The sequence below is a fragment of the Treponema sp. OMZ 840 genome, assembly GCF_050937815.1.
Taxonomy (GTDB): domain Bacteria; phylum Spirochaetota; class Spirochaetia; order Treponematales; family Treponemataceae; genus Treponema_C.
Genome location: NZ_JACDIJ010000009.1, coordinates 65,739 through 90,187, shown reverse-complemented (window position 1 = coordinate 90,187; position 24,449 = coordinate 65,739). Strand labels below are relative to the sequence as shown.

Annotated in this window: 24 protein-coding genes and 5 pseudogenes; all 29 read right to left on the bottom strand. The window is 36.7% G+C overall.

Features of this window, described 5'->3' with window-relative positions; translation table 11 throughout:
• Positions 1-617: 617 nt before the first annotated feature.
• The 29 genes and pseudogenes from H0R92_RS11025 to H0R92_RS10885 all read right to left on the bottom strand — a co-directional run bounded on the left by H0R92_RS11025 (position 618) and on the right by H0R92_RS10885 (position 24,347).
• Positions 618-1,094 (bottom strand): hypothetical protein, encoded by a 477-nt coding sequence (locus H0R92_RS11025; protein ID WP_432964599.1) that lies wholly within the window; start codon positions 1,092-1,094, stop codon positions 618-620.
• Positions 1,095-1,109: 15 nt separating this feature from the next.
• Positions 1,110-1,271: pseudogene (locus H0R92_RS11020) on the bottom strand (RHS repeat domain-containing protein); the annotation flags it as partial.
• Between the two features lie 641 nt (positions 1,272-1,912).
• Positions 1,913-2,671 carry a hypothetical protein gene (locus tag H0R92_RS11015; RefSeq protein ID WP_432964590.1) on the bottom strand — a complete coding sequence of 253 codons (759 nt, stop codon included), beginning with the start codon at positions 2,669-2,671 and terminating at the stop codon, positions 1,913-1,915.
• A 433-nt stretch (positions 2,672-3,104) separates the two neighbouring features.
• Positions 3,105-3,305 (bottom strand): annotated as a pseudogene (locus tag H0R92_RS11010) (RHS repeat domain-containing protein); the annotation flags it as partial.
• A 45-nt stretch (positions 3,306-3,350) separates the two neighbouring features.
• Positions 3,351-3,833: a hypothetical protein gene (locus tag H0R92_RS11005; RefSeq protein WP_432964587.1), complete on the bottom strand. Its 483-nt coding sequence runs from the start codon at positions 3,831-3,833 to the stop codon at positions 3,351-3,353.
• Entirely contained in the window at positions 3,806-4,858 is a 1,053-nt protein-coding gene (locus tag H0R92_RS11000; RefSeq protein WP_432964584.1) for an RHS repeat-associated core domain-containing protein, read from the bottom strand. The genes H0R92_RS11005 and H0R92_RS11000 overlap by 28 nt, the downstream gene beginning before the upstream one ends.
• A gap of 386 nt (positions 4,859-5,244) precedes the next feature.
• Positions 5,245-5,787, bottom strand: a complete 543-nt coding sequence (locus H0R92_RS10995) for a hypothetical protein (RefSeq protein ID WP_432964582.1) — start codon at positions 5,785-5,787, stop codon at positions 5,245-5,247.
• 82 nt (positions 5,788-5,869) lie between these two features.
• Entirely contained in the window at positions 5,870-6,061 is a 192-nt protein-coding gene (locus H0R92_RS10990) for a hypothetical protein (RefSeq protein WP_432964579.1), read from the bottom strand.
• Positions 6,054-6,242, bottom strand: a complete 189-nt coding sequence (locus H0R92_RS10985; RefSeq protein ID WP_432964576.1) for a hypothetical protein — start codon at positions 6,240-6,242, stop codon at positions 6,054-6,056. Before H0R92_RS10985 ends, H0R92_RS10990 begins: the two co-directional genes overlap by 8 nt.
• Positions 6,229-6,738 carry a DUF5104 domain-containing protein gene (locus tag H0R92_RS10980; RefSeq protein ID WP_432964573.1) on the bottom strand — a complete coding sequence of 170 codons (510 nt, stop codon included), beginning with the start codon at positions 6,736-6,738 and terminating at the stop codon, positions 6,229-6,231. Before H0R92_RS10980 ends, H0R92_RS10985 begins: the two co-directional genes overlap by 14 nt.
• Positions 6,739-7,138: 400 nt before the next feature.
• Positions 7,139-7,735 (bottom strand): hypothetical protein, encoded by a 597-nt coding sequence (locus tag H0R92_RS10975; RefSeq protein WP_432964570.1) that lies wholly within the window; start codon positions 7,733-7,735, stop codon positions 7,139-7,141.
• Between the two features lie 751 nt (positions 7,736-8,486).
• Positions 8,487-8,744 (bottom strand): hypothetical protein, encoded by a 258-nt coding sequence (locus H0R92_RS10970; protein WP_432964567.1) that lies wholly within the window; start codon positions 8,742-8,744, stop codon positions 8,487-8,489.
• A 152-nt stretch (positions 8,745-8,896) separates the two neighbouring features.
• Positions 8,897-10,132 carry a tetratricopeptide repeat protein gene (locus H0R92_RS10965; protein WP_432964565.1) on the bottom strand — a complete coding sequence of 412 codons (1,236 nt, stop codon included), beginning with the start codon at positions 10,130-10,132 and terminating at the stop codon, positions 8,897-8,899.
• Between the two features lie 23 nt (positions 10,133-10,155).
• Entirely contained in the window at positions 10,156-10,812 is a 657-nt protein-coding gene (locus tag H0R92_RS10960; RefSeq protein WP_432964562.1) for a hypothetical protein, read from the bottom strand.
• A 279-nt stretch (positions 10,813-11,091) separates the two neighbouring features.
• Positions 11,092-11,637, bottom strand: coding sequence for a hypothetical protein (locus H0R92_RS10955; RefSeq protein WP_432964559.1), 546 nt, complete (start codon positions 11,635-11,637; stop codon positions 11,092-11,094).
• Positions 11,630-12,226 carry a hypothetical protein gene (locus tag H0R92_RS10950; protein WP_432964556.1) on the bottom strand — a complete coding sequence of 199 codons (597 nt, stop codon included), beginning with the start codon at positions 12,224-12,226 and terminating at the stop codon, positions 11,630-11,632. The genes H0R92_RS10955 and H0R92_RS10950 overlap by 8 nt, the downstream gene beginning before the upstream one ends.
• Before the next feature lie 1,020 nt (positions 12,227-13,246).
• Positions 13,247-13,630, bottom strand: a pseudogene (locus tag H0R92_RS10945) (RHS repeat-associated core domain-containing protein); the annotation flags it as partial.
• Between the two features lie 797 nt (positions 13,631-14,427).
• Complete coding sequence (locus H0R92_RS10940; protein ID WP_432964554.1) at positions 14,428-14,832, bottom strand: hypothetical protein; 405 nt, start codon at positions 14,830-14,832, stop codon at positions 14,428-14,430.
• A 6-nt stretch (positions 14,833-14,838) separates the two neighbouring features.
• Positions 14,839-15,531, bottom strand: coding sequence for a hypothetical protein (locus H0R92_RS10935; protein WP_432964596.1), 693 nt, complete (start codon positions 15,529-15,531; stop codon positions 14,839-14,841).
• A gap of 101 nt (positions 15,532-15,632) precedes the next feature.
• The gene (locus tag H0R92_RS10930) at positions 15,633-16,028 is read right to left on the bottom strand and encodes a hypothetical protein (protein ID WP_432964551.1); all 396 of its coding nucleotides are present in this window, start codon (positions 16,026-16,028) and stop codon (positions 15,633-15,635) included.
• Between the two features lie 626 nt (positions 16,029-16,654).
• Positions 16,655-17,008 (bottom strand): annotated as a pseudogene (locus tag H0R92_RS10925) (RHS repeat-associated core domain-containing protein); the annotation flags it as partial.
• Between the two features lie 245 nt (positions 17,009-17,253).
• Entirely contained in the window at positions 17,254-17,484 is a 231-nt protein-coding gene (locus H0R92_RS10920; RefSeq protein WP_432964548.1) for a hypothetical protein, read from the bottom strand.
• 2 nt (positions 17,485-17,486) lie between these two features.
• A complete protein-coding gene (locus tag H0R92_RS10915) occupies positions 17,487-18,257 on the bottom strand; it encodes a hypothetical protein (protein ID WP_432964545.1) in 771 nt (256 codons plus the stop codon).
• Position 18,258: 1 nt separating this feature from the next.
• Positions 18,259-18,732 (bottom strand): DUF4474 domain-containing protein, encoded by a 474-nt coding sequence (locus H0R92_RS10910; protein WP_432964542.1) that lies wholly within the window; start codon positions 18,730-18,732, stop codon positions 18,259-18,261.
• 86 nt (positions 18,733-18,818) lie between these two features.
• A pseudogene (locus tag H0R92_RS10905) lies at positions 18,819-19,001 on the bottom strand (hypothetical protein); the annotation flags it as partial.
• Between the two features lie 120 nt (positions 19,002-19,121).
• The gene (locus tag H0R92_RS10900; protein ID WP_432964539.1) at positions 19,122-19,514 is read right to left on the bottom strand and encodes a DUF1284 domain-containing protein; all 393 of its coding nucleotides are present in this window, start codon (positions 19,512-19,514) and stop codon (positions 19,122-19,124) included.
• A 29-nt stretch (positions 19,515-19,543) separates the two neighbouring features.
• Entirely contained in the window at positions 19,544-20,308 is a 765-nt protein-coding gene (locus H0R92_RS10895; protein WP_432964536.1) for a hypothetical protein, read from the bottom strand.
• Positions 20,309-20,338: 30 nt separating this feature from the next.
• On the bottom strand, positions 20,339-22,468 hold the full coding sequence (locus H0R92_RS10890) for a methyl-accepting chemotaxis protein (RefSeq protein WP_432964533.1): 2,130 nt from the start codon (positions 22,466-22,468) through the stop codon (positions 20,339-20,341).
• 142 nt (positions 22,469-22,610) lie between these two features.
• Entirely contained in the window at positions 22,611-24,347 is a 1,737-nt protein-coding gene (locus H0R92_RS10885) for a hypothetical protein (RefSeq protein WP_432964530.1), read from the bottom strand.
• Positions 24,348-24,449 lie beyond the last annotated feature (102 nt).

Genomic DNA, 24,449 nt, shown 5'->3' with positions numbered 1-24,449 from the left:
TTCTTTCTTGTTTTTTCTGGCTGTCATATACTCCTCCTAGAGTATCATATTTTCAGCCATTTACACAAATATTTTTACAGGGCCGCTGCACATTCTGTTTAGGGGGCAAAAACGCTTTGAACATTCGACAGCTTAAAAAGCCCCCGTGCCGTTTGTGTGCGGTGTTTATCATAAAGCTGAAAACACCGAAGGCTATGAGCCTGCGGCTGCGCCCCCGCAGTTTTCTTCGAAGACTACGGGGTTTTAAAAATTAACAACATATATTTTCTGAATCTTATATAGCGATTTTGTGTAACAATATCATTATAATTTAACTCACCATATTAAGATTAACCAGCTCAATCATAATTGATGGAATTAATAACTCTTTCCAGTTATTAACCAAAATATATTTGATGTACCGTATTAATTAATAGCTATTTTTGCAATTTTGATTAGTATCTCAAAATAATAGATAACGATAACTATATATGCAATTATTTTTAAACTTTTATTATTCGATATTCTTTCAATAAAAGTCAAATCCCGTATAGACAATAATAATAATAAAATCAATCCCATTGGTATTAACTGTTCTTCTAAATATTTTATGATATTAAGCATTATGATATCTCCTATTAATTTTTATCTTCAATTATATATCTATTTTGCAAATCCATTGGACTTGGCTCATTTAGAGGTTGTTGATATTGAATTAATATATCCACAACAGTATTTGCCGGTATATCAACATTATCATCAATAAAATTGGCTATTTCTTTTGCTTTCGTACAGTTTTCACCTGTGGCTGCCGTAACAACACTATCAATCGTTGTTGCCATTATCTCATTCATAGTATTAGGGATATCATCAACTGGACTTATTTTATCAGGTTCTGGTGCCGAAAGACCACCAATAACTTCTGCAGCTCCAATCACAAATTGAGTAAATCCATTCACAACAAAACCACCGCCAATTATTCCAGCTACAGCTACTACTGGAGTTGCTGTTCCCGCTGATAAAGCTTCTATAGCACCAGAACCTCCTAAGATTAAGGTTCCAGTCCCCATTTTCCCAAAACCCTTATATAGGTTTTCCATACCTTTTCCAACCATATCCCAATCAACCCTCCCCGTCGGATCTGTATATCTAATCGGGTTATTCCCGGCATAGTGGTACAGGTGCATGTTTACCGTGTTATAGATTCCTCCCATTCCGGGTAAGTTTTGGTTGTGTTTTTTAGCTTCATCATTCACGGGCGCCATAGGTATGTAATCAGATAACGCCGGGTCGGTTGTAAAGCAAAAATATATAGTATTAATTGTTTGTACTAAAAACATATATATTAGCTAGAAATAAAAACTCCATTATTGCCACGATATAAAAATGCTTCGGGTCCAACATAGTCATCTGCTTTTATTCCCATCTCGATGTTTCCAGTTCCATTGAAAATGATTTTCAACACGTCTGCATCTAGTTTAACATCAGTAATAGTTTTTCCTATTTAATGATTGTTCAATGGGAGACGTAATATGATTGAAGAGAGTGATTATACTACCATCATTTAAAGATAATATAAGAGAGCCTTTTACACTTTTAATACTTGTTAACTGTTTATGAAGCATATTATCTCTGAGCAAATTCATTCGGAACCTCCAATAGGATAATGATTTTCCGGCTCTGTAAAAGCTCGCCTACTTTCTGCCATATTTATCATTATACGGGCTTTCCTTTAAATTCGTCAACCACAGAAAATATCGATTTTCGAGGATTAACGAATTTTCGCCGTTTCGGAATAAAATGAGAAACGGCATACAATACAAGCGACAACGACGGACGCAGTGTTTTTGCAAAGACTATAGGGTTAAAACTTATAAATGTTTTTTTAATTGTTTATTATTTTATTAAATGCATAAAATATTTCATATGAGAATTAAATCTTAACCTTTATTTCTTGCAATTTTTCTTCTAATCTTTTCTTATCGTTTGTATCAAAAATATTCTCATTGAAAATAATTTCCTTCTGATATTCTAATAAAACATATATTTGTTTTTTCTTTTCTCTATTCGTATCTTCTTTTTGAATTTCAAAAATTTCTAAACATATATCCAATAATTGTTCAAAACTAATAGAAAAAGATTCTCTTGCATATTGCCTTATATATGATTTTACAGGGATATATTTTTGGGCAATTATATAATCATCTTGAAAAAAAATAATATTTTCCGGATCCGTTATTAAAAAGTAATCAATAACAGTTTTTTTATTCAAATCAACTCTTTTTAAACCCTTTTGTTTAAAATCTTTTTTATCCGACACCAATTCGGATGAAATATATTTGTACTCTTTATTTTGAATATCAGAACCGATTCCCAAAACAAGATATCCGTCTTTGTTTATTAAATACCCATCATCATTAACACAAAAGAAACCGTTTCGAGTAAACAAAATTTCTTGGTTTTGGTTTAACACAACAAAGAAACCTTTGCCGCAAATACAAAAAGCATATTTATAATCCAGCTCTTTGATTATTCCCTGACTATTTAAATAATAATCAACACCCAATGATAAAGGCCTATATCCTTCTTTAGGAAAATTCTTCACATCTCTTTCCAGAGTACTTAAATCTCCCGCAAATAAAGAAAACCCAATAAAGTTTAATAAAAAAGCATATATTAATTTCTTATTCAATTTGTGTAACCACCTTATTATTTTTATCAAGCAAATACCTATCCCCTGTTTGATTATTAGTATATATATAATATTTTTCGGATACATAATAAAAATAAGTTGATCTTTTTTTATTTAAGAATTGATCTGGGGCTTGCTGATTTGAAAAATAAATATTTCCTTTAATATTCTGAATTAATTCAATATCTTCATAGGTATTGTTCGTATTACTCATTGATAAATGAATTAAAGTATCTTTTGTAACACTAATTTTTCCATTATTAAACTGATCATCCATTTGAATTTTTACATTTTCAATTTCTTTTGATATTGCAAGACTGTCCCCATAAACAATCTCTTGAAAGTTGAAACTATATCCATTTAAATTTGTATCAATTGTTCCGTATCCCCAAAAATAAACTTCTTCAACTGTAAAATGATTTTTTCTATCTGCTTTCCCCGTCGGATCCGTATACTTAATAGGATTATTCCCCGCATAATGATACAGGTGGAAGTTCACCGTGTTATATATTCCACCCATGCCCGGCAAGTTCTGATTATGCTTTTTCGCCTCATCATTCACGGGCGCCATGGGGATGTAATCCCCCAACGCGGGATCCGTTGTCAGCCACCTTGATGTTTTCGCGTCCAGGTAACAGATAGCTTTTATCATTTTATATTTCATTATCAAATAAAGATTTTAATAATTATGATTTAATATCCATTCTTTTAAGTTTTTTTCATAGCTCTCTTTTGCCTGTTGTTTTTCTTTTTCTTGTAAAATATCATCATATAAATATTCAACTCGTTTTAACGGCACATCTCCAAAGATTGCATCTGGAAAATCATGATTCCACAAAACATATATTATATCATGTTTAGTATCAGAAGCTTCTTTTAAAACCACATAAAATTCACGCTCTTCGTTTATTCTTATGTAAATCTTATTATCTTTTTCATAACCAACTGTAGAAAAATCTAATACATGTTTCTCAAAATTGCTGGTATAAATAACAAAATATGTATTTTTCTGTAGTTTTGTTATTGAAACGGCATAATCTATTTTGTTTTCAGTAGATTTTTCTGCCCAAACTCCACACATTCTTTCCATATTATTTTCCCCATAAGTATGAATAGAAAATAAAAGAAATAAAACTAAAATTTTGTAGTTCTTGGTATCCATGTTTTTCCTCCATCAAATGTTGTGCAAAATTCTTTAGAACTTTGCTTTAAAGTAAATGGATTTACAAAATTACTTCCATTTGATAATTCAATATGAAAATGTCGTCCTGTACTTGCTATGCTGAAATTATTTTTTTTCGGAAACGACATAACTGTATCCCCCGGCTTATAAAAATCCTGACTCATTTTTAAACCATTGGCATCTCCATGTAACACTCGCATTTTTAAATCTGTTCCTATAATTTCAAACGTTTTTTCATTTGACCCTGTATCACTTCCGCCTATACCTCTTATAAAAAATGGAGTTTTTAAATCTCCGCCTACAACATCTATTCCTGTATGAAAATTTACTCTATAATTTCCAATCGCATCTTGTGCTTCTTCAAAGTCGGTTGTTATCGTTCCATTTTCTATATAATCATCTACATTTAATCGTCCTTCATCAATTATAGCTCTATTATAATCTCCCATCAATGAATTAAAAATATCCATCTGTGATGTTGTTATTTCCTGCCCCTCATTCATACTGTTTGCCATCTCTGCCTGCAGTGATTTTATTTGTTGCATAATTTCATCGGAACTTTCCATTCCCGTCGGATCAGTATATCTAATTGGATTGTTTCCGGCGTAATGGTAAAGGTTGAAATTAATGGTATTAAAAATACCACCGGACATTCCATTAGAATTTCCCGCCATATACTCCCCCAGCGCCGGATCTGTGGTCAGCCAGCGTGATGTTTTAGCGTCCAGGTACCGTGCGCCGTAATAATACAGTCCCGTTTCCTCATCGCGCTCTTTGCCGGTGAATTTAAACGGCAGGGTTCTGTTCTCCGTCGCTCTTTTTTCTATCCAATACTCTCCGTAGGGTGTGTATTCTACTCTCTCGTACTCGTCCCCTTTGTAATCGGTTATTAAGTGGGCGCTTCGCCGCACGGCTCTCTTGCGTGAGCCGTGCTTACCGAGTTTTTTACAGCCGCTCGGACTGTTCTGTGTTGCGTCTGAAAAAACTCGCCTACCTGCTTCCATATTCTTTATTATAAGGGCGTTTCCCTTTAGCTGCAAGGCCTTGGCAGCTTCGTGCTACGGACGGCACGATTACGTTGCTTGTCGCGAGTTTCACATAGGTGAAACTCGTGTTCAACACTGTACACGAAAGTACAGTGTTGAACCGCTTTTCGGGGTTCCCGCTTACGCTCGATAACATCTTTAAGTGTGAGTACATTTTCAAATGTGCGAACTTAAAGCAATGTAGCGCAAGCGGGCAGCGATATTTAAGATGCCCGCTTGCACACCACTGCAATCCCTCACGCGCTTACATAAACATTTCTAAACTACCTGCAACTATTGTATGATACAAAAATCCTGTTGTCTAGCGTAAAAAAATAATTTTTGAACAATAAAAAGTATTCACTTTATTCGGGGCTACAAGCATTTTTCAAAATAGATTTCGTAAAATTACATAATTTTCTATTTTTTACAATAGCATTACCATTCAAAAGCATATTCGGTTCGGCAGAATTATCGTCATATGTATACCACAGCAAAAGTTTACCTTCCTCATTTCTAATTTCACATAATGTAAAGACAAAATTAGAATATCTGGCTTGTTCTATTTTCTGTTTGGTAAGTAAAACAGGTGCTTCAGAAAATACCGATGAAAGAAAATGAGGAAAAGAACGTTCATAAAACACGTATTCTTTTTTTATTTCAAATCTTCCATCTCTTATTTCGCCCAGCTCAAGAGGTCTATCTAAATACGTAACAGGGTTATAGTAGATTGTTAAAATAAACTTCCATTGATTATCTAAAAGCTTAATATTCGGTATAATACTTTTATCATTTAACGGATTATATTTATTTTCACACGATAAATATAAAATTGCAATTCCAAAATACAATAATAAAACCGATATAACTTTAAAACGATTCAAGAAACATTTATTTTTCATTTTCACAAAAAACCTCCAGAGTGTATTTATATAATTATCGGAGATATGTGGGCCATTTATTTGCGTGGCGGTTTCCGATTATTAAGATTTAAAAACCATTAATTTTTAATATATATAATATACCTATAAACCCTAATACGGCAAAGAATATCAACAAAGGATTTTGAGTCAAATCGGATGGTTTCTTTATACCGTATAAAATATCGCGTAATTTTAATAAAAACGGTAACATCACTAAAAAAGAAAGAATAAAAAAGGCTTGTTGAAAATACTCAATCATACGTTCCTGCCATTACTTCATTGTAAAGTTTAAAGTAGTCAGTATCGTTCCGACAAAAGAAATAATCTCTTATAGCTTTAACCCAATCCGTTTGTGAAAAATACCTGTCTAACCGTTTATTTTTGTATACAGCAATACCTGCCACAATTGCTTTTATTACATCAGGATTATTCTGCTTCATCGGGTAGAAAAACTCCTTGTTCCATATCTGGCCAATAGCAAAAATATTCATCATTCTCTTCAACTTTAACAATCTTTAGACTTTTCAAACCTATTGCTGTTGAACGAAAATCATTCTTAGGATAGTAGATATAATACAAATAGTATTCAATTCTATTAATCATAATTTTAAAAGCTGAATAATAATAGGTTGCATTTTGCCCTTTTTCAATATCTGTCGTACTGCCGACTGCCCATTTTTCATATGTTTCGATTTGTCCATTTAAATACTGATATATTTTTCTTATATCTTCGTTTAGTGTCAAATCATTGTTTCTGACATCTTCAGAGAACAAGCCATACAACCCCTCGACATCTCTAGCATTTATGCAATTTACAATTTTTTCGGCCATCTGTAAATTTAATTTATCCCTGTTGATAAAGCCCATTCTTTCTTTTCCCCTGCAACCTAATAAAGGTATTATCATAATAATAAAAATAGAAATATACTTTTTCATAGTCTTCGCCCTTAATAGTCAACTGTAAAGGAATGCTCTTTATCATTCCAATTTGAAATACGGAGATCTTGTTTCCATCTTTTCTTAAAATTGTTGTATAACTGTTCGCTTGACATTGTCAGATTATATTGTGCATGTGTATTATAAAGTGTCAATAAATAATCCAAATAAAAATAATGTCATACCTTTAAAAAATTTTTTAATTCATATTTTTGCATGTTTTTTCTACAACTCTCTAAAAAATACAATATAAATACTTAAAAAAAGCCAAACTACAGAAAAAAGAATACATCCAAGACCTATTAACTTAGGCGGCAATCGCCTTATGAAAAAATGAGGTAGTGCAGAAATAATAATAAGCAGTTCACCCATAAATAAGACTTTACAAAAGTAAACTCCATTATTCATAATTGACTCCGTACATTAATTCTCGTTTATAATTATTTATATCACTTTTGATCACTTCAAGATCAATAGGGTCTGAAAAATTATAACTTGTTATAGAGCCAAGATAATCATAGTCTACAGACAATTTTGATATAAATTCTAAGTCTGTAAGCCTTTTCTTTGCAAACAAATATAACTTTTCAGTTATTTGCGGTGAATTCGAACTTAATTCATTCACAAACAAACTACAAGTCAAATCTTCTAATGCAAAAGATTTCAAATTTAAATATGCATTTACCAGACTTTTCCCTACTCCGAGCCAATTTAGAAAGCTTACAACGGCACCAGCTTTTTCAAAAAAACTCGACAACTTCAAATCACCGGCAATAGAAGTAGCCGACAGACTAATAGATGTATAATCAACTCCCTTTTTCCCATCTTCGTTTATTTTATATTCTCCATTAGTTTTATATTGAAGATTGACTAAAGTTTTACCAAGAATTGGATATGCCGCTGATTGTATTTTATCAAACACTGCTGTTTCAAAATAATTCTGACTACGAACCACATATTTGTCGTTCTCATTACCTCCAATTAAACCATATTTCATATATACAATAACCGCCTTTCCCGTCGGATCTGTATATCTAATCGGATTATTGCCCGCGTAATGGTACAAATGAAAGTTGACTGTATTATAGATTCCATCCATTCCGCCGCACGGCTCCCTTGCGTGAGCCGTGCTTACCGAGTTTTTACAGCCGCTTGGACTACTCTGTATTGCGTCTGTAAAAACTCGCCTACCTTCTGCCGTTTCCTATACCTTCTTTGTATGGGCGTGCCCCTTTGGCTGCAAGGGTTTGGCAGCTAAAGGGTCGGGCTTTCCGTTTCAATGCCTGGCGATATGTTCCTGGGTTGCCGGGCATTTCCACTGCAATCCCTCACGCGCTTATATAAATGTTTCTAAAGTACCTTCAACTATTGTATGATACAAAAATCCTGTTGTCTACAGGCTGTTGCGGTAATTTTATTTTTTTGTCTAACGAGTTTGCAAAAGTCGCTGCCGCAGACTTGCAAAATATTTTTAGAACAGCTGAACGCCCGCACAAATGCGTGTTCCGTTTAAGCATTTGACACGGACGTAAAATGCTGTTTATAGATATAAAGTAATTTATATATAATTTCACCCGCTCAATGCATCTAAGTATCATTCGTATGCAAAGTCACTTTCTTACCTGTTCTTTTATCAAGAAGATAAATTGCCTGTATTTCGATTTCGTCTTCGTCAAAGAACTTATTCCACTTAACCGTAAAAATATTTTCCGAACCGCTTACTTTATATTTATAGGTACCGGATTCAACTATTTTCTCTCCCTTTGGTTTCCGTGTACGACGCGAGTGACAGAATCTTCTTTGATAAAATATAAATCACTCTCAGCGTAAAATATTTCATTTTCAGCCAGCATTTCTATAGATAGCTTTTTAATAATAGCAATCATTTTAATTTTATATTCTTGTGTAATCTCCAGTTCTGGATAAAAAATATGAATTATTCCAAAAAAAGAAAAAACAAAAAAAATAGTACAAAAGAAAATAATTATCATTCTTTTAATCATCATCTTGGGTGTCCTTGAATTTGGGGCCTAGTAATAGCATTGTATCAAACCCATATTCTGTATTTTGAATATCATCATCTACTGTAAAACCATCTTTTGTATTAAAACTTGCTCTTCTACCTTCTCCATTTTGTCCTGCGACAGCTACAGATATTTCACCTATCGGGATTAGCGATACGCTGGTTTTGTATACTCATCTCCGCATGCAATTTTGACGGCGGTAAAATAAATGTATAACCTTCCATAATTGAATGCAACGCTCTATATGCCTCTTCTCTGCCTTGTCGTGTTTCCAAATCATTTGGATTCAATTTTACACTTTCATCAAAATCATGTATTGCTTCTTGATATTTTCCCCAATTTAAATACGCAACCCCGCGCATTTTATAAAGAGACCCATCCATCGGTTTTAATTTTAATGCCCGATTAAAATCGTTTACCGCCGCTTCATGTTTTAGTAAGTAAATCAGTGCGCTACCGCGCCCTCCATAGGCATACACGGACGGATTTATTTCTTCCGCTTTTGTAAATGCAGCAACCGATTCTTCATACTTTCCCATATTAAAATAAACCATTCCACAGCCAAGATATGCCGTCATCAAGTTACTTTTCAATATCAATGCATGAGTAAAATCTTCCAATGCTTTATCATATTTTTCCAAAAAATTATAGGCATTGCCGCGTTCAACATAAACTTCGGCACTATCAGCTTTAAATTCTATGGATTTTGTAAAATCATCGATAGCCTTTTTATAATCTTTTAGAACACCATAAATACAACCTCTATTCAGATAGTATACGTCTTGGGCTCCTTTTACGATCTTACCGAAATGTATTGCCAATGTATATTCTTCCAATGCTTGCTCATATTGCCCCAACTTGGAATATGCAAGCCCTCGGAAATTATAAGCATCTGCATAATACGGATTTTTTTCTACCGTTTTTGTAAAAACCGGTATTGCTTGCTCGTAGTTGCCAAGCTCATAATGGCAAAGGCCGTAAAAAATATACGCCATCACATCCTCTCTGCTTCTGGGATTAGGATACGGGGTTAATTTTACTGCTTCTCCCAAATCTTTCAGTGCCTCCGTATATGCTTTTGTTCTTATATAAAACAGTCCTCTATACGTATAGGCAGGTGCATAAGAAGGATTTATTTTTATAGCAGCATTGAAACAATCTAAGGCTTTTAAATTATCCCCTTCTTCACGGTATTTTTCCCCTAATTCAATCAATCGTTCCGGAATCGGTAGCTCAGGTGGTATAGAATACGCTTCTGCATCACTTTCTTCTTGCTCACCGTTATCCATTGTTTTACAGTTCGTCAAAAACAACACAATTGCAAAAGTCAAAAATATAATTTGTTTTTTCAAAATTATAGAATCTATCATGTTTATCTTACCCTCCTATATTTTTAGAATCGTGTTTTATATGAAAAAGAAAGTTGCATACTTGGCATTAGCTTAGATGGAATCGTAATATCAGCTAAGGTCCCAAGAGTAAATGAGTTTTCGTTGTCAATCGCTACATTTAAATTACCGCTGAAATTTATATTGAAGTTAAAACCTCCGTTAAAACTTGGTTCAAATTGTGTCGTATAATTAAGGTTTGCGTTAGAAGATAAATTAATAGAACCTGAAAACTTCATCTTCATGATATCAAGACCTTTCTCTTTTAAGCTATCATTTAAATCCACAAAAGCATCGACTAACCCTGTATCAAAAGCAATACCGGTACAAAGTCCTTCCAGCACAATAGTAAAAGCAAAAGTCCCAGTATCCTTTTTTGCAAGCCCTACCATATTATTAAGCAAGCCCTGTATATTATTTATATTCTGTATCGCCTCTTCTTTAGTCATCGGATTATCTGGATTAGGTTCTTCAAATAAGGGAGCCAATTTTATACCCAAATCTATAGTTGTTTCTACAGTTTTTACAACGGTATCTAGTTCCCTCCCCGTCGGATCCGTATACTTCACCGGATTATTGGCTTGAAGCTCGCTGTCGCTTCGCTGCCCGATGCCCGCATAATGATACAAATGGAAGTTCACCGTGTTATAGATTCCTCCCATCGCCGCACGGCTCCCTTGCGTGAGCCGTGCTTACCGAGTTTTTTACAGCCGCTTTGGCTGTTCTGTGTTGCGTCTGTAAAAACTCGCCTACCTTCTTGCACTTCCTATACCTTCTTTGTATGGGCGTGCCCGCCTTACAGGCGGTCGGGCTTTTCGCTTGTATGGCCGTGTTGTTTTAATGCAAGCACTTCACGTACGGCCATATCGCTGCAATCCCTCACGCGCTTATAGAATATATATAGCATTTTACCTTGATAAACAATCGGTTTTTAGCATGCATCAATAAAAAATATAACATTCCTTACCGTTATTTAAAGTTCCAATAGCTGAATATTCAAGTGAGTAATTTACTTTATAAAATAGCCTCATTTTTTCAGGATTATTATTTTCTGTTACGTAGACAAAAGATGCTATATTAGGAATATCCATATGCTCATACAGATATGCCGCAGAGAAACTAATATTGTTTATTTTAATTTGAATATAATCCGTTGAAAATAATTTATATTTTTCTCCAAAAAATTCTTCTAATATAGTTTTTGCTATTTTTTCGCTGAAACATTTTCTTATATCCTCCTCAATATAACCGTTTATTTGTAAATATTTTAAGAGTGTATCAGAGTTTGGATTGTCGTACTGCAGTTTATGTAGACGAATCTGAAAATCCAAAGCTTCCTTCTCGTCACGGACCCTGCTATTAGAAATCTCTCTTTTAATAGAGTTCTGAATCTTCGTCATTTTATTATTTTTTATGGTGTTGGTTGATGTACACCCCCATAAGGTAATAATAATTAAAAACAATAAATATATTTGTTGTTTAGTCATTTAAATTAACATTCTCCCAAACTATAAAATCTATATTTCCATCATCATTGAAATCTATAAAAGACTTATAAACATCGCTTTCACCTTCCGGAGATAAATTCCGTACAGTAAAAATTCTTATAGAATATTTTTTCGTTTTAGTTTTAGTTTTATTTGCATTTCGATCATCAATAATTGTATTCTGCCCGAAATATTTTTTCGAAGCATAATTCAGTTGTTCATTCAAAGGCTGCTCAACATGTTCAATTGTTGTCTCAGAATATGATTCGGTATACGAATCAACCATCGAACTTTCATCCGATGCTAATTTTTTCAATTCAGAATTCTCAAATTTAATAACTTCCGGATCATTGCCGATATATTTTATCGCTTTTTCTTGAAATTTCAGAATAACTGTATCATTAATAGGTGTATTTGGTTTTGTTCCTAATACGTCTATTTGTCGTTGCACATCTTCTGAACGTGTTTTTCTTCCATCCGGGTCCGTATACTTCACCGGATTATTGGCTTGAAGCTCGCTGTCGCTTCGCTGCCCGATGCCCGCATAATGATACAAATGGAAGTTCACCGTGTTATAGATTCCTCCCATCGCCGCACGGCTCCCTTGCGTGAGCCGTGCTTACCGAGTTTTTTACAGCCGCTTTGGCTGTTCTGTGTTGCGTCTGTAAAAACTCGCCTACCTTCTTGCACTTCCTATACCTTCTTTGTATGGGCGTGCCCCTTTGGCTGCAAGGTACTGACCTCATACACGTAGGAGCAGGGGCGGCGACTCCGCAGTTTTCTTCGAAAACTACGGAGTTTTGGAAAAATACTGCTGGCTATTCTCCTTTCATTGTCTTTATAAAATTTATAAAATCCTGAATACAAAATACAATAAAAACTATTGCTGCCAGTACAAGAAAAAGAATTTTAAAAATTTTTAAATATCCATTCGTTTCATTTTTATAAGTGAAAAAAATCCCAACGCATGACATAATAAATGCAAAAAAATATGCGAAACTCCTCATTATAAAAATCATACTTACTCCACAACCTGTTTCGCATTTCCAACAACACCCGAAATTGTGTCGTATTTCTCAATTACACCTTTTATAAAGTGTAATGCAGTATATTTTCCGGCACTTTCCAAATATTTCTGAAGTTTTAACAAATCCTTTTTAGGAATTATATTCCCTACATCTTTTGTAAAAGAATCGACTGCTTTATTTAAGTTACCAAGGTTCATTGATATAGTTATTCCACAAGCAGTATCAAAAATATCAAAAAGAGCTCCTACCTTTTCAGCTGAATTTGAACCAGAATATCCCACCATGGCATCTGCAAGCGATCCCATCATAAATCCAACAAATCCTAATGCTGTATCTGGTAATCTTGCATCAAGCCTATCAGCATAAGCATCTCCATACATATCAGCCATAATTGTCGTATAAGTAATTTTACAAACAGAAACAGCCGTATTTAATCCACCATGAACAGCCATTGCTGTCCCATAAAAAGCTCCAGCTCTGGTTATTCCTGTCGTACCTGCGATTCCAACGTCTGTGACAAATTCTGAAAAGTTGATACCTAAACTTATTAAATTATCCCAGTTTCTATTCCACCAACGAGCATCAAAAGCCACTCTCCCATCCGGGTCCGTATACTTCACCGGATTATTGCCCGCATAGTGATACAAGTGCATATTCACCGTGTTGTATATTCCGCCCATACCGGGTAAATTTTGGTTATGCTTTTTTGCCTCATCGTTCACCGGCGCAAGCGGTATATATTCCCCCAGTGCCGGGTCTGTTGTCAGCCACCTTGATGTTTTAGCGTCTAGGTATCGTGCGCCGTAATAATACAGTCCGGTTTCCTCGTCGCGTTCTTTCCCTGTGAACTTAAACGGCAGTGTTCTGTTTTCCGGCGCTCTTTTTTCTATCCAATACTCTCCGTAGGGTGTGTATTCTACTCTTTCGTATTCATCCCCCTTGTAGTCGGTAATAAGGTGTGCACTTCGTCGCACGGCTCTCTTACGCGAGCCGTGCTTACCGAGTTTTTTACAGCCGCTCGGACTGCTCTGTGTTGCGTCTGAAAAAACTCGCCTACCTGCTACCATATTCTTTATTATACGGGCGTTCCTTTAAATTCGTCAACCACAGAAAATATCTATTTTCGACGCTGTGTTTAAACGTTCCCCTTTAGCTGTAAGGTTTTATCGGCTGCGTGCCATGGATGGCACAATTACATTACTTATTGCGAGTTTCACCTATGTGAAACTCGTGTTCAACACTGTACACGGAAGTACAGTGTTGAACCGCTTTTCGGGGGTCCGCTTACGCTCGATAACATCTTTAAGTGTGAGCACATTTTCAAATGTGCGAACTTAAAGCAATGTAGCGCAAGCGGGCAGCGATATTTAAGATGCCCGCTTGCACACCGCTGCAATCCCTCACGCTTTTATATAAACGTTTCTAAAGCATCTCAAATTATTTTTGGAAGATTTTTTATGTGCAAGAAATTTGTTTATAGCTTCTGTAGAAAAAGCATACTCTTACCGAATATACTTTTTCTACAGCTCAAACGCCATGATTTTGAGCCGCTGCTGAATTGTCAAAGATCAAAACTGCAAAACATTTCATGGGAATATCTTGCAGAAAATCCCTTTTAAATCGTTTTATTATAACCTACCAATGCCGAATTGTAAAATAGTATTTCGACTGTTACTGAATATTTTGCACTTTTTCCGGAGTTTGTTTTTAGCACGACTCAATAGAATGTATATTATGAGACAAGAATACACAAATGAAACGTTCATAGAGTTTCCCGCCAACTTACAGACTTCGCTATTATATATGTGCCAAGATCTATAGGCAAATCATCAAGTGAAAAATCCATCCAATTTGCCCAATAGAAAAAATCATTTATCCTCTTAAAGGAGACCCCTCGTATAATACAATCGTACTCTTCAGTTTCTGGAATCAAATGCAATTCTACTATTTTATCAAAAAGAAGTTCTATACTTTTACATTTCGCTTGTTGACTTTCAAAAACAATGGAAAGTTTTCTTTTTGAATTGATAGGATGCATAGACCTATCATTTGTTACAAAACAGCCACTTATATAATGGATTTCTTTTATGCAACTGTCATGGAAAAAGTCAAACTCTTTCATAAAGTCCATAATATCTTTATCCGTACAAATCTTTCTAAATTCCATATTTCTTTACTCCGGTAATCTTTGAGGATATCCTTTGCTCCAGTCCCATACATGTTTATGAGGGAAAGAGTGAGAACCATCCTCATTCCCATGAGAGAAATCAACAGCTATAGTTACTTTTCCATCTTTTCCATAGAATCTCCTTTGCAAAAGGTTGCCTTTTTTGTCATATAAATCAATACTAGAATTTGGCTTCCCTTCAGTTTTTAATGATCCTACTCTGCCTTGCGTTATAGAATGATTTTTAGATGGTTTGTATTTTAACTCCGATGCTGCAGTTCCAATGGCAACTCCCGCAACATAACCGACACCGCCCCCAACTCCGCCGCCCAACACGGCTTTATCAACACCATCTAATAAATCGTTTCCCTGATATGCATTTATGGCAATATCAACGCCTGCGGCTACAGCAGCTCCAGTAACAGCGGCTGTAACAACAAGTGAAGCTCCGCAAGTAAATCCTGCCAATGCGCCGCCAGCAGCTCCGCCTAGCGCCGCCGCTGCTATATCTTTTTTTGAACCACCTGCAAGAGCTGTTGTTACAGCTCCGACACCTGCTCCTACAATGGCACCCGCACCCGCCGCGATGATATTAAAAACTCTTCCATCCGGATCAATATACTTCACCGGATTATTGGCTTGAAGCTCGCTGTCGCTTCGCTGCCCGATGCCCGCGTAATGGTACAAGTGAAAGTTCACCTTATTGTATATCCCGCCCATGCCGGGCAGGTTTTGGTTGTGCTTCTTCACCTCGTAATGATTGCGCATTTATATAGGGAAAAAATTTGTTTACGGGAAATTCATTCAATATCTTCTAAATTCAGTTTTTTTATGTAATAATCTTCTGGCAAATTTTCATCTATTGCTAAAACCTTTAATCTAAGAATATATTTGTTAATTATTACCGTGCTTTCCTCTGTTCCAAGAAGACTTTTATACACGATTACTTCCTTTATTGCCGGAGTATAATCATTTTCAGCAGCAATATTGAAATAGTATTGAGAAATTTTATTATTCTTTTCAATTAAGTAATAATACATTCCTAATTTATAAGCTGATTCGGAATCATTTTTCTTTGCTCGCCTTTTTAAGGTTAAAACTTCCCAAAAAGAATAATTATATTGACCCCAACTTGTAACAACCTTTTTTGAATTAGCACTACAACTACATAATAACAGAACTTGTATTATAATCATTATTAGGATTCCTTTTTTTATTGTGCTGTGAAGCATTTAAATTCACCCCTTCTAAAAATCCAACTTGGTTGCCCTTTAAAGATTAAATTTTTTCCAGCTACAGAAATACTACCATCAGAAAAATACCAACAGAGTTCAGTTGCTCCATAAACTTCAACACCTGTTCCCATTGCATTTGCTAAGCGTTGTGCATAGTTTAAATATCCATCAGTTTTACCTCCAAGATTGCAAGATAGCATTTTAATTTTCATATTTTCATGATAATTAGGATTATTCTTTATCAATGTTGCTAAATCTTTAGGACTAACATTTTTACCATTTCGATCTTGAAAACCTTCAGTTGAACCATGTCCACCAATAACAAATTCATCTTTGGGATTATCTACTAATCCGGCATAATTATGTATATCTTTATCGTCTTCTCCATCTGGGAAGAAATTTAAATCTACGCCTTTATCGGATTCCTGTTTTTTAAATTCGCAAACTTTATTTCCAACTACATCTCCTGGCTGAAGTTTTGTAGGGTCTCCTTTATAGCCCGACTTTTTCTGCCAATCGGCTCCATATATTTTCCAAAGAGTATCCCCCTTTTCAATAGTATATGTACCGTCATGATTATTAATTTCTCTACCATCAGGATCTATATATTTAACAGGATTATTCCCTGCATAATGATACAAATTAAAGTTTACCTGATTATAAATCCCGCCTGCACCGACAGACGAACCCGCCATATACTCCCCCAACGCCGGATCCGCACTCAGCCAGCGGCTTGTTCTGGGGTCCAGGTAACGTGCGCCGTAATAATACAGTCCTGTTTCCTCGTCGCGCTCTTTACCCGTAAACGACGCAACCTTACGGTTGCTTACCGAGTTTTGCTCTGCAAAACTCGTAAAAAAAAGGCTTTTCAAAATACCTGCTGCATGTGAATTTTCTATCCGGTATTCTCCGTAGGGTGTGTATTCTATGCGTTCGTATTTGTTCACTATTCTATAGTTTTTTAAGAAGGTATTATAGATCAGGCATTTTCCCCATAATTTTCAAAATTAAAAATATTAATAAATATAACGTAATACTGCAAACTAAAATTACCCCTATTATACTATACCGTACATTTGTATCTCCTTTTTTCTTTTTGAGGAAAGGGTCAAGTACAGCATTAACAAATATTTGTATATCAACTAATAGCAACATTATTACCAATAACCATGCACCCCACTTCATATTAATCCTTTCTTTCTCTTGAATCAACAACTGATTTCATTAACGGTTTAAAGCCACTTACTATTTCATCTTCAATTTTCTTATTATGTGCCCCTGTAATTCTCCCAATACCATGGGCCACAAAAAAACTTCCCGATGCAAAAGTGGCAATAGCAGCTTTTCCTGCATATACAGAAGGAGCACCACCAGTGATAACAATAGCTTGTCCGGCTTTATAAGAAGCATACCACAAACCTACTTACCTTTCCGTTGCCATAATTTATCTATTTTCTCTATCATTTCTTTATCCCCGCTCAACCTTGCGGCCTCAAGACAGCTTTCATCCAATAGCGCTCCGTAGTCCAACAATAAATCAACTTGACTTTCCCACCGTATACCCTTCTTTATTGCTTCATATAACGGTGTTGTAGCCTCTGCACTATTAAAATACTTAAACGCTTTTTTATCCGTAAAGAAAAGAAGTCTCTTACTTCTTCCGAATGGGAAAGGATGTCCCTTCATATTGGGATCCGCTCCCGCTTGTAAAAGGGCATTAAGAAGACGATTAATATTTTCTATTTCTCTATCTTCATCTTCTTTCATTCTTTCTGCAGTTCTATGACTTGATTGATCTTCATCACAAAACTTCAAAAGTCTATTTAAACGAACATTATCATATGTATGAATCCTATCCCATACATACGGTAGCTGATTGACGTTAGCTCCATATTTTGTTAATAGATTAAATATCTCAATAGCAGGATAAATAACCACACCATTTTCGTGGCGTGGTTTATATGCTCCTATTAACTGTTCTACCAAAACTTTTAACGGCTTTGAATCATACCATCCGGCCTCTCCTCTGCATTTATTGGGATTGTATCCCGCTTCCAGGTGCTTTTGTACCCATTCTACATCTTCTCTATAAACGGCTACATAAAAATGATAATTACTCAGCGGCATTTCTTTTGCTCCTATGACAACAGTTGATAAAACTAAATTAATGGTTATAAACACTTTTTTCATATTATTCCTCCTGTTTTGTTCCATATCGGAAGTGTACAGAATTACCGTTACTACTTACACTGACATCCCCTTTCCCATTCCAATAATAGTTTTCTGCTTTTTCTTTTTGTTTACTGCCACTTATCTGGTTAAAGAAATTCTCAGCACTGGCTTCATCTTTAAAATTCAATGTAAATTCCGCTGTAAGTTTATCTTTATGTTTATGTTTTGTAGGTTTGAAACCCGTAGTCCAAAAGCTTGGCTTATTTTCTTTGTTACTCAACAATGTCTCACCGCTTTCATTATCGATAAGTTTAAATGAAGACGATTCTATTCCCAGTTTCTTCAAATCACTTCTGTTCAAAGAACGACCTCCCGGAGTATAAAGCCCTATTTCTCCTCCTGCCCCTGCAAGTCCATAATTTCCTTTCCACATTCTTACAGTAAAATCTTGACCTTCTAATTTAGTACCGTTAATATTAAAAAACAGAAGCACAGAAGCTTTATCATATATGTCAAAATATCCTGCCCATCTTTGCGGAGCATGATGACTCCAAGATAGAGGTGAAAAATGACACGGTACTCTCCCGTCGGGTCAATATACTTCACCGGATTATTGGCTTGAAGCTCGCTGTCGCTTCGCTGCCCGATGCCGGCATAATGGCACAAATGGAAGTTCACCGTGTTATATATGCCGCCCATGCCGGGTAAGTTTTGATTATGCTTTTTCACCTCATCGTTCACGGGTGCAAGCGGTATATATTCACTCTACAACATAGCCGTAGGGAGAAGACAAAAACACGTTATCTCCGCCTACACCGAAGACGGCACAAGACAGACGTAGCCTGCCGAAGCAGCTGCCGAACACGCTCCTCCCTACGAAAACTAAGATCTCCCGTACACAACCTCGTAGGTACATACGCCGCGTTGTTTCCATTCGCAGGGGGCGCAAATTACTTCAAAAGCGGCTTCGGTCAGTTCGCTTTTAACTTTGCGCTCAAGCTCGCTGCAAGTGTAAAACCCCTCGCTTATGCCTAAAAAAGCGCAGACATTTGCATCGATAGCCGTAATTTTTTCTTCGCCGTCACAAAGCGCGAAATTGGCGTCACGGAATTCCTCTCCCCCGGCCTTATCTTGAATCAAATGAGGACAAGAGGAACAAATATCGTCACAGCCCGAAATAATTTCAAGCCTGCCTTCTTTTTTTATGCGCGCTATCACGGTATGCATATTGTTCACAAAGGAAGGAGAATAACCGTGCCCTCTAAAGGCGCGCATACATAAAATATGGTGAGGCCGTATACGCATCAGTTAAAAACTCGATAAAACCGGTGAAAATTCTTTTCAGGTTCCGTTCCGGCGGCGGTAAAAACGGTTTTTACCGTATCATCGTCCATATTATAGACTTTATAAATACAGCGGTTGTTTTCATATTCGCAAAAAAGAATCTCGGTATTGCCGGAGGCTTGGCAGCCAAAAACACTGTCTGAAATCTTTTTTAAACTGCTGCCGTCGTATTCGGAAACATAGAGGGCGGTATCGTCCTTGAAAGTCAACTTTTTATCGCCGTCCGTATCCCTAAGCGCCGCAATATATACATTTTTAGGTAACGGCGTGTACAATCCGTTTTTATTGCCGTCCTCTTCCTGCACGAACTGATAAAAGACTATCATAACGTCTTGTTCAAACAAGGGGCTGCTTTTGTTTGCATACTTTGGAACAAAATAAAAGTTAAGAATTTCATCCGCAGCCGAATGATCCGAATAACTGTTATAGCCTGTAGCCTTCCAGACGTCTGATTTTTCAAAACCTAAGGAAACTGCGCCGCCTGTTTTTGCGAAGACATACACATCCTTAATTGCACCTATAAATTCCGTAGAATATATAAGTTCGTCGGCATTTTCGATGTTTTCTATAATATCCACACCGCGCTCATAAGAACGGCTCAAGCCGCCTATAAAATCGACGGCCGTATATACAAGAACTCCGGCAGCAAACAGCGATATAAGTATAAAAAACACAAAGGTAAATACCGTGTTTACCTGTTTCAGTTTTTCAACGGACATTTTCATTGCAAAGCCCCTTATCGTTTTAAACGGTTGTTACACCTTGAATTTACCCACCTCATCGGCCAAACTTTCAATACTGGCCGTATTTTCCTGCGTAACGCTGTTTACGGCTTGTACTGCATGATTAATTTGGTCGGATGCCGAAACCATGCCCGCCATGCGCTTGTTTATCGCATGGGTTATTTCGTTAAGCTTGTGCATTTCCTGTGCAACTTGTTCGCCGCCGCGCAACATTTCACCCGAAGCATCGCGGACACCGACGGTTATTTCGTTTATACTGCGTATTGCCGTCAATACTTCCAAGCTTGCATTTTCCTGCTCTTTCATTGCACCCACAATCAATTCTTCCTGCTGCGATATTTGATTTACCAATTCATAGACTTCGGCGAAGGTTTTTTCCGCACCGGCGCCGGCAACAGTCAAATTACCTATGATTTGTATCGAATCTTTTATAACATCGGTAATTTGCTTACCCTGCATATTCGACTCTTCGGCAAGTTTTCTGATTTCATCGGCAACGACGGCAAATCCCTTTCCGCTTTCGCCGGCATGGGCGGCTTCAATTGCAGCATTCATAGCTAAAAGATTCGTTTGGCTTGCAATGTTTTGAATAATTTGACTTGCTTCAAGAAGCGATTCCGATTTTTCGGCTATTTGGCTTACGACTTCGTTTGCCGAACGTGCACCGTCTTTACCGTTTTTGGTTTGATCATAGACGGTTTTTATAACCGCATTGTTTTTTTCCAATGTTTTCGAAACGGATCCGATATTTGCAACCATTTCTTCTACAGCCGCCGAAGATTCGGCTACGCTTGCAGCCTGCATTTCTATGTTGTCGTCCAGTTGTTTAAGGTTTTTAATCACTTCTTCAATTGTTGCGGAAGTTTCGGTAACGCTTGCACTTTGATTTATCGTTTCAGCTTGTACGGATTCTATATTTTTACTGATTTGAGCGACGGAAGCTGCGGTTTCATTCATATTATTCGCCAGCTTTTCTCCGACAACTTGCATTTTTCCCGTATTTTCGGAGACCGATTTTATTACCGAGCTGATTTTTTCAATCGTTTGTTCAAAGTACTGCGAAAGTTTTGCAATTTCGTCGTTTCCCACAACGGGCAGCCGCACGGTTAAATCGCCTTCGGCAATATTTTTTAAAGCATGAATAACCTTATTAACCGGTTTTATAATAAACATACGGGTAAACAGGGTAATGGTTAATATAAAAAGACACAAAATGACAATTAAAACAACCGTTGTTTTTATAAAAAAAGCATTTCGGCTTGCAATAATATTTTCAATCGAAAAACGGAATTTGACATAACCGACCGATTTATCCGAAAAATCCTTAAGCGGGTAATAAGCAACCGCATAGTTGCCTTCCATGCGAACAATGCCGTCATCGGTCAATGAATTCATAATAAAATCGGCGCCGCTTTCCGGTTCCCGTTCGAAGTTCGATCCCATCATTTTATATTCATTATCCAAAGTACGCGCACAAATGCTTACATCCATACCGCCGCTTAACACATCCTGAGTACAATTTGCAACAAGCTGCTCGATAAATTGATTGTTTATCGCCCCGCCGTACTCAACGCTTCCGATATGCTGACCGGCCGCAGTAAACAGGGGTTTTACGACACGAAAGCCCAAATCGCTTACGCCGACTTCAAGACCGCATATTTCTTTTTGCTGCTTATTCGCTTCAAGAATCGTCTTTCGAAATGCGGAAAGATCATCGCCGAACTTTGCAGGATTTTGTACGCGCAAAAAAGAAACGGCAGGTGCAGTATGAAAATGAAATTGCTGCGCCCTATATTTTTGTTTCATATTTTTAAAAAGCGGAAGCGTTAACGCCAACAATTCCTGCCTGTCGCGACTTGCAAAAGCTTTAATTATAGGTTCATTGTAAACAATATTATCCAATAATATGCGTCCGATAAGTGCATAACTGTTTACCTCATTATTAAAGGCAGCATGTTTAAGATCCGCAATTGTTTGGACTTGATTTTCGGAAAACTGTTCAATACTGCGCCAATCTTTATATGCAATGATTGCATACTGAACCGATAACAAAAGAAGCGTAAAAAGCAATAATTTGGTACCGATAGAACGGGTACGTTTGTGAATACGGTTGGGTTGAGCTTCAGCCTTTTTTTGAACCATAGTTCCGTTATCTCCTTTTATCCGAATATTACATTCGGTTTACATAGTGGGTTTTTACAGTATAGCAAAAAAAAGTATAGACCGCAACATCAGTTAAGCGGTCTTGCACTTTTTTTGTAAAATCATAATACAAAATATAAAATCAGCGGGGAATAAAGACGCCTCCCAAAGCACTCGTATGAATCTTCATACCGCTTGCAGTAACAAAAACCGCCGGCGCAAGCGTTCTGTTATATGCAATGATACCGTTTTCGTATTCTTTGTATGCAACCCCGTCCTTTATCGTTATCATATTGGAAACAGGTTTTCCGAAATCGGTATTATAAAAATCATAGTAGGCATGGTCGTGATCGGAACCGGCGATATCTTTATTATTGTCGGCATACAAAAAATAGCCGTTTTCGGGAATAACGCAGGTCATTGCGGCAAACAATTTTGCAAACCGGTAGTTTTCTTCACTGTATCTGTCGGAAATGTAATTGTTTTTTGTTACCTTCCAATTTTCAACGGCAATGATTTTAGGCCAAAGCAAAACCGAATCCCAATGCCGCAATGTGTCTTCCATCCGCTGAATCGAAAAAATACCGTTGACGGCTTCGTCTTCATAGGTTAAACTGTAGGGGCGTTCGGGCCATTCTTTCCACAATTCGAGGAATACCCCGGAAAGATATTTTGTACTCGAATCTTCGACATTCCAGTTCACATTACCCATAAGAACAAAACCGTCTCCGACCTTTTGGCGGATTTTTTTTAAGATTTTCGAACGCACCGCTTCGACTTTTTTTGTACTTCTGCCGTTTCCCGCTTCATTATTCCACCAATCGAACAACAAGCCGTCAAAGCCCGCTTTTTTATAATTGGCGGCTTTTTCGGCCAATAAAGCGGGCCAATCCCGATGTTCAAAATTCAGCATAAGCGTTTCCGGATATTCGGAACGGTTGTGAGGTTTAAAAGATTCATCAAGAAAAAAGGGAGAATATTTAGACAGGGTATTTTCCGACGGCATCCAAGCATTCCACTGCGCCGATATAACATAAAGCGTATCGGTATCGGAATACATACGGTACTTTTCTTCTGCCGAAAGAACTGCATGCGGCGATTCGATATCGGCCGAAGTTCCCCGCGATGTCCAAATTAAAGAATAGGGCGTTTCTTTGCAATCGCACTCATCTATGGGGTTTACACCGGTCCAAGGTGAAAAAATGGCAAGAGAAGGCCTGTTTTGCACTTTTTTGGTAATTGTTTTTTCCGAAACGGCAATTAAAGCACTCGTAGCTTCAATGTCGGAAAAAAGCATAACCGCAGATGAAGACGCCGAACTGCCGTTTACATGCTTTATGGATATATTATCGATTGCAATCGCACCCTTTCCGACAATATTCCATTTTATCGAATAATCGTCAAAATCAAGCAATGTACATTGCAGCGAAGCCGTACCGTCCATTCCATTTTTTTGGGTAATAATAAGACTTTTAAGCCACTCGTTCCGCAGTGCCGCAGAAGGAGAATAAAAAAGCACTTCAAAGCCGTCGTTTTGTTCCGTCAATATTCGGTAATCAAAGCTGACTTCATACGTATGAAGACGCATAAGAGGAAAGGTACTGCAATTAGTACAGAGAAATGATGTATTTTGTGCCGTGCCGTCATAGCTTCCCCGTAATGAATACGAACCGGAAAGAACTTCGGAGGGTTTATCCGATAAACTGCTGAACTCTGTAGTAATAAAGCGTTCGTCATCAAAAAAGATAATCACATTTTGCTCTGCGCCGTTTTTATCTTTGATATCCGAATACACATCCTTATGTCCGTAAACGGTACAACTCGATATAATGAAGATATGTAATACAGTCGTCGTTAAAAATAATAGTATTTTTCGCATAGAGTACTCCCCTCGTATTATAATTTAAGTAGGAATTCTCAAAATGCCGTTAAAAACATAGAAGCATTTTAACTTCGATTTTCAGCAGCATTCCTCCTCATT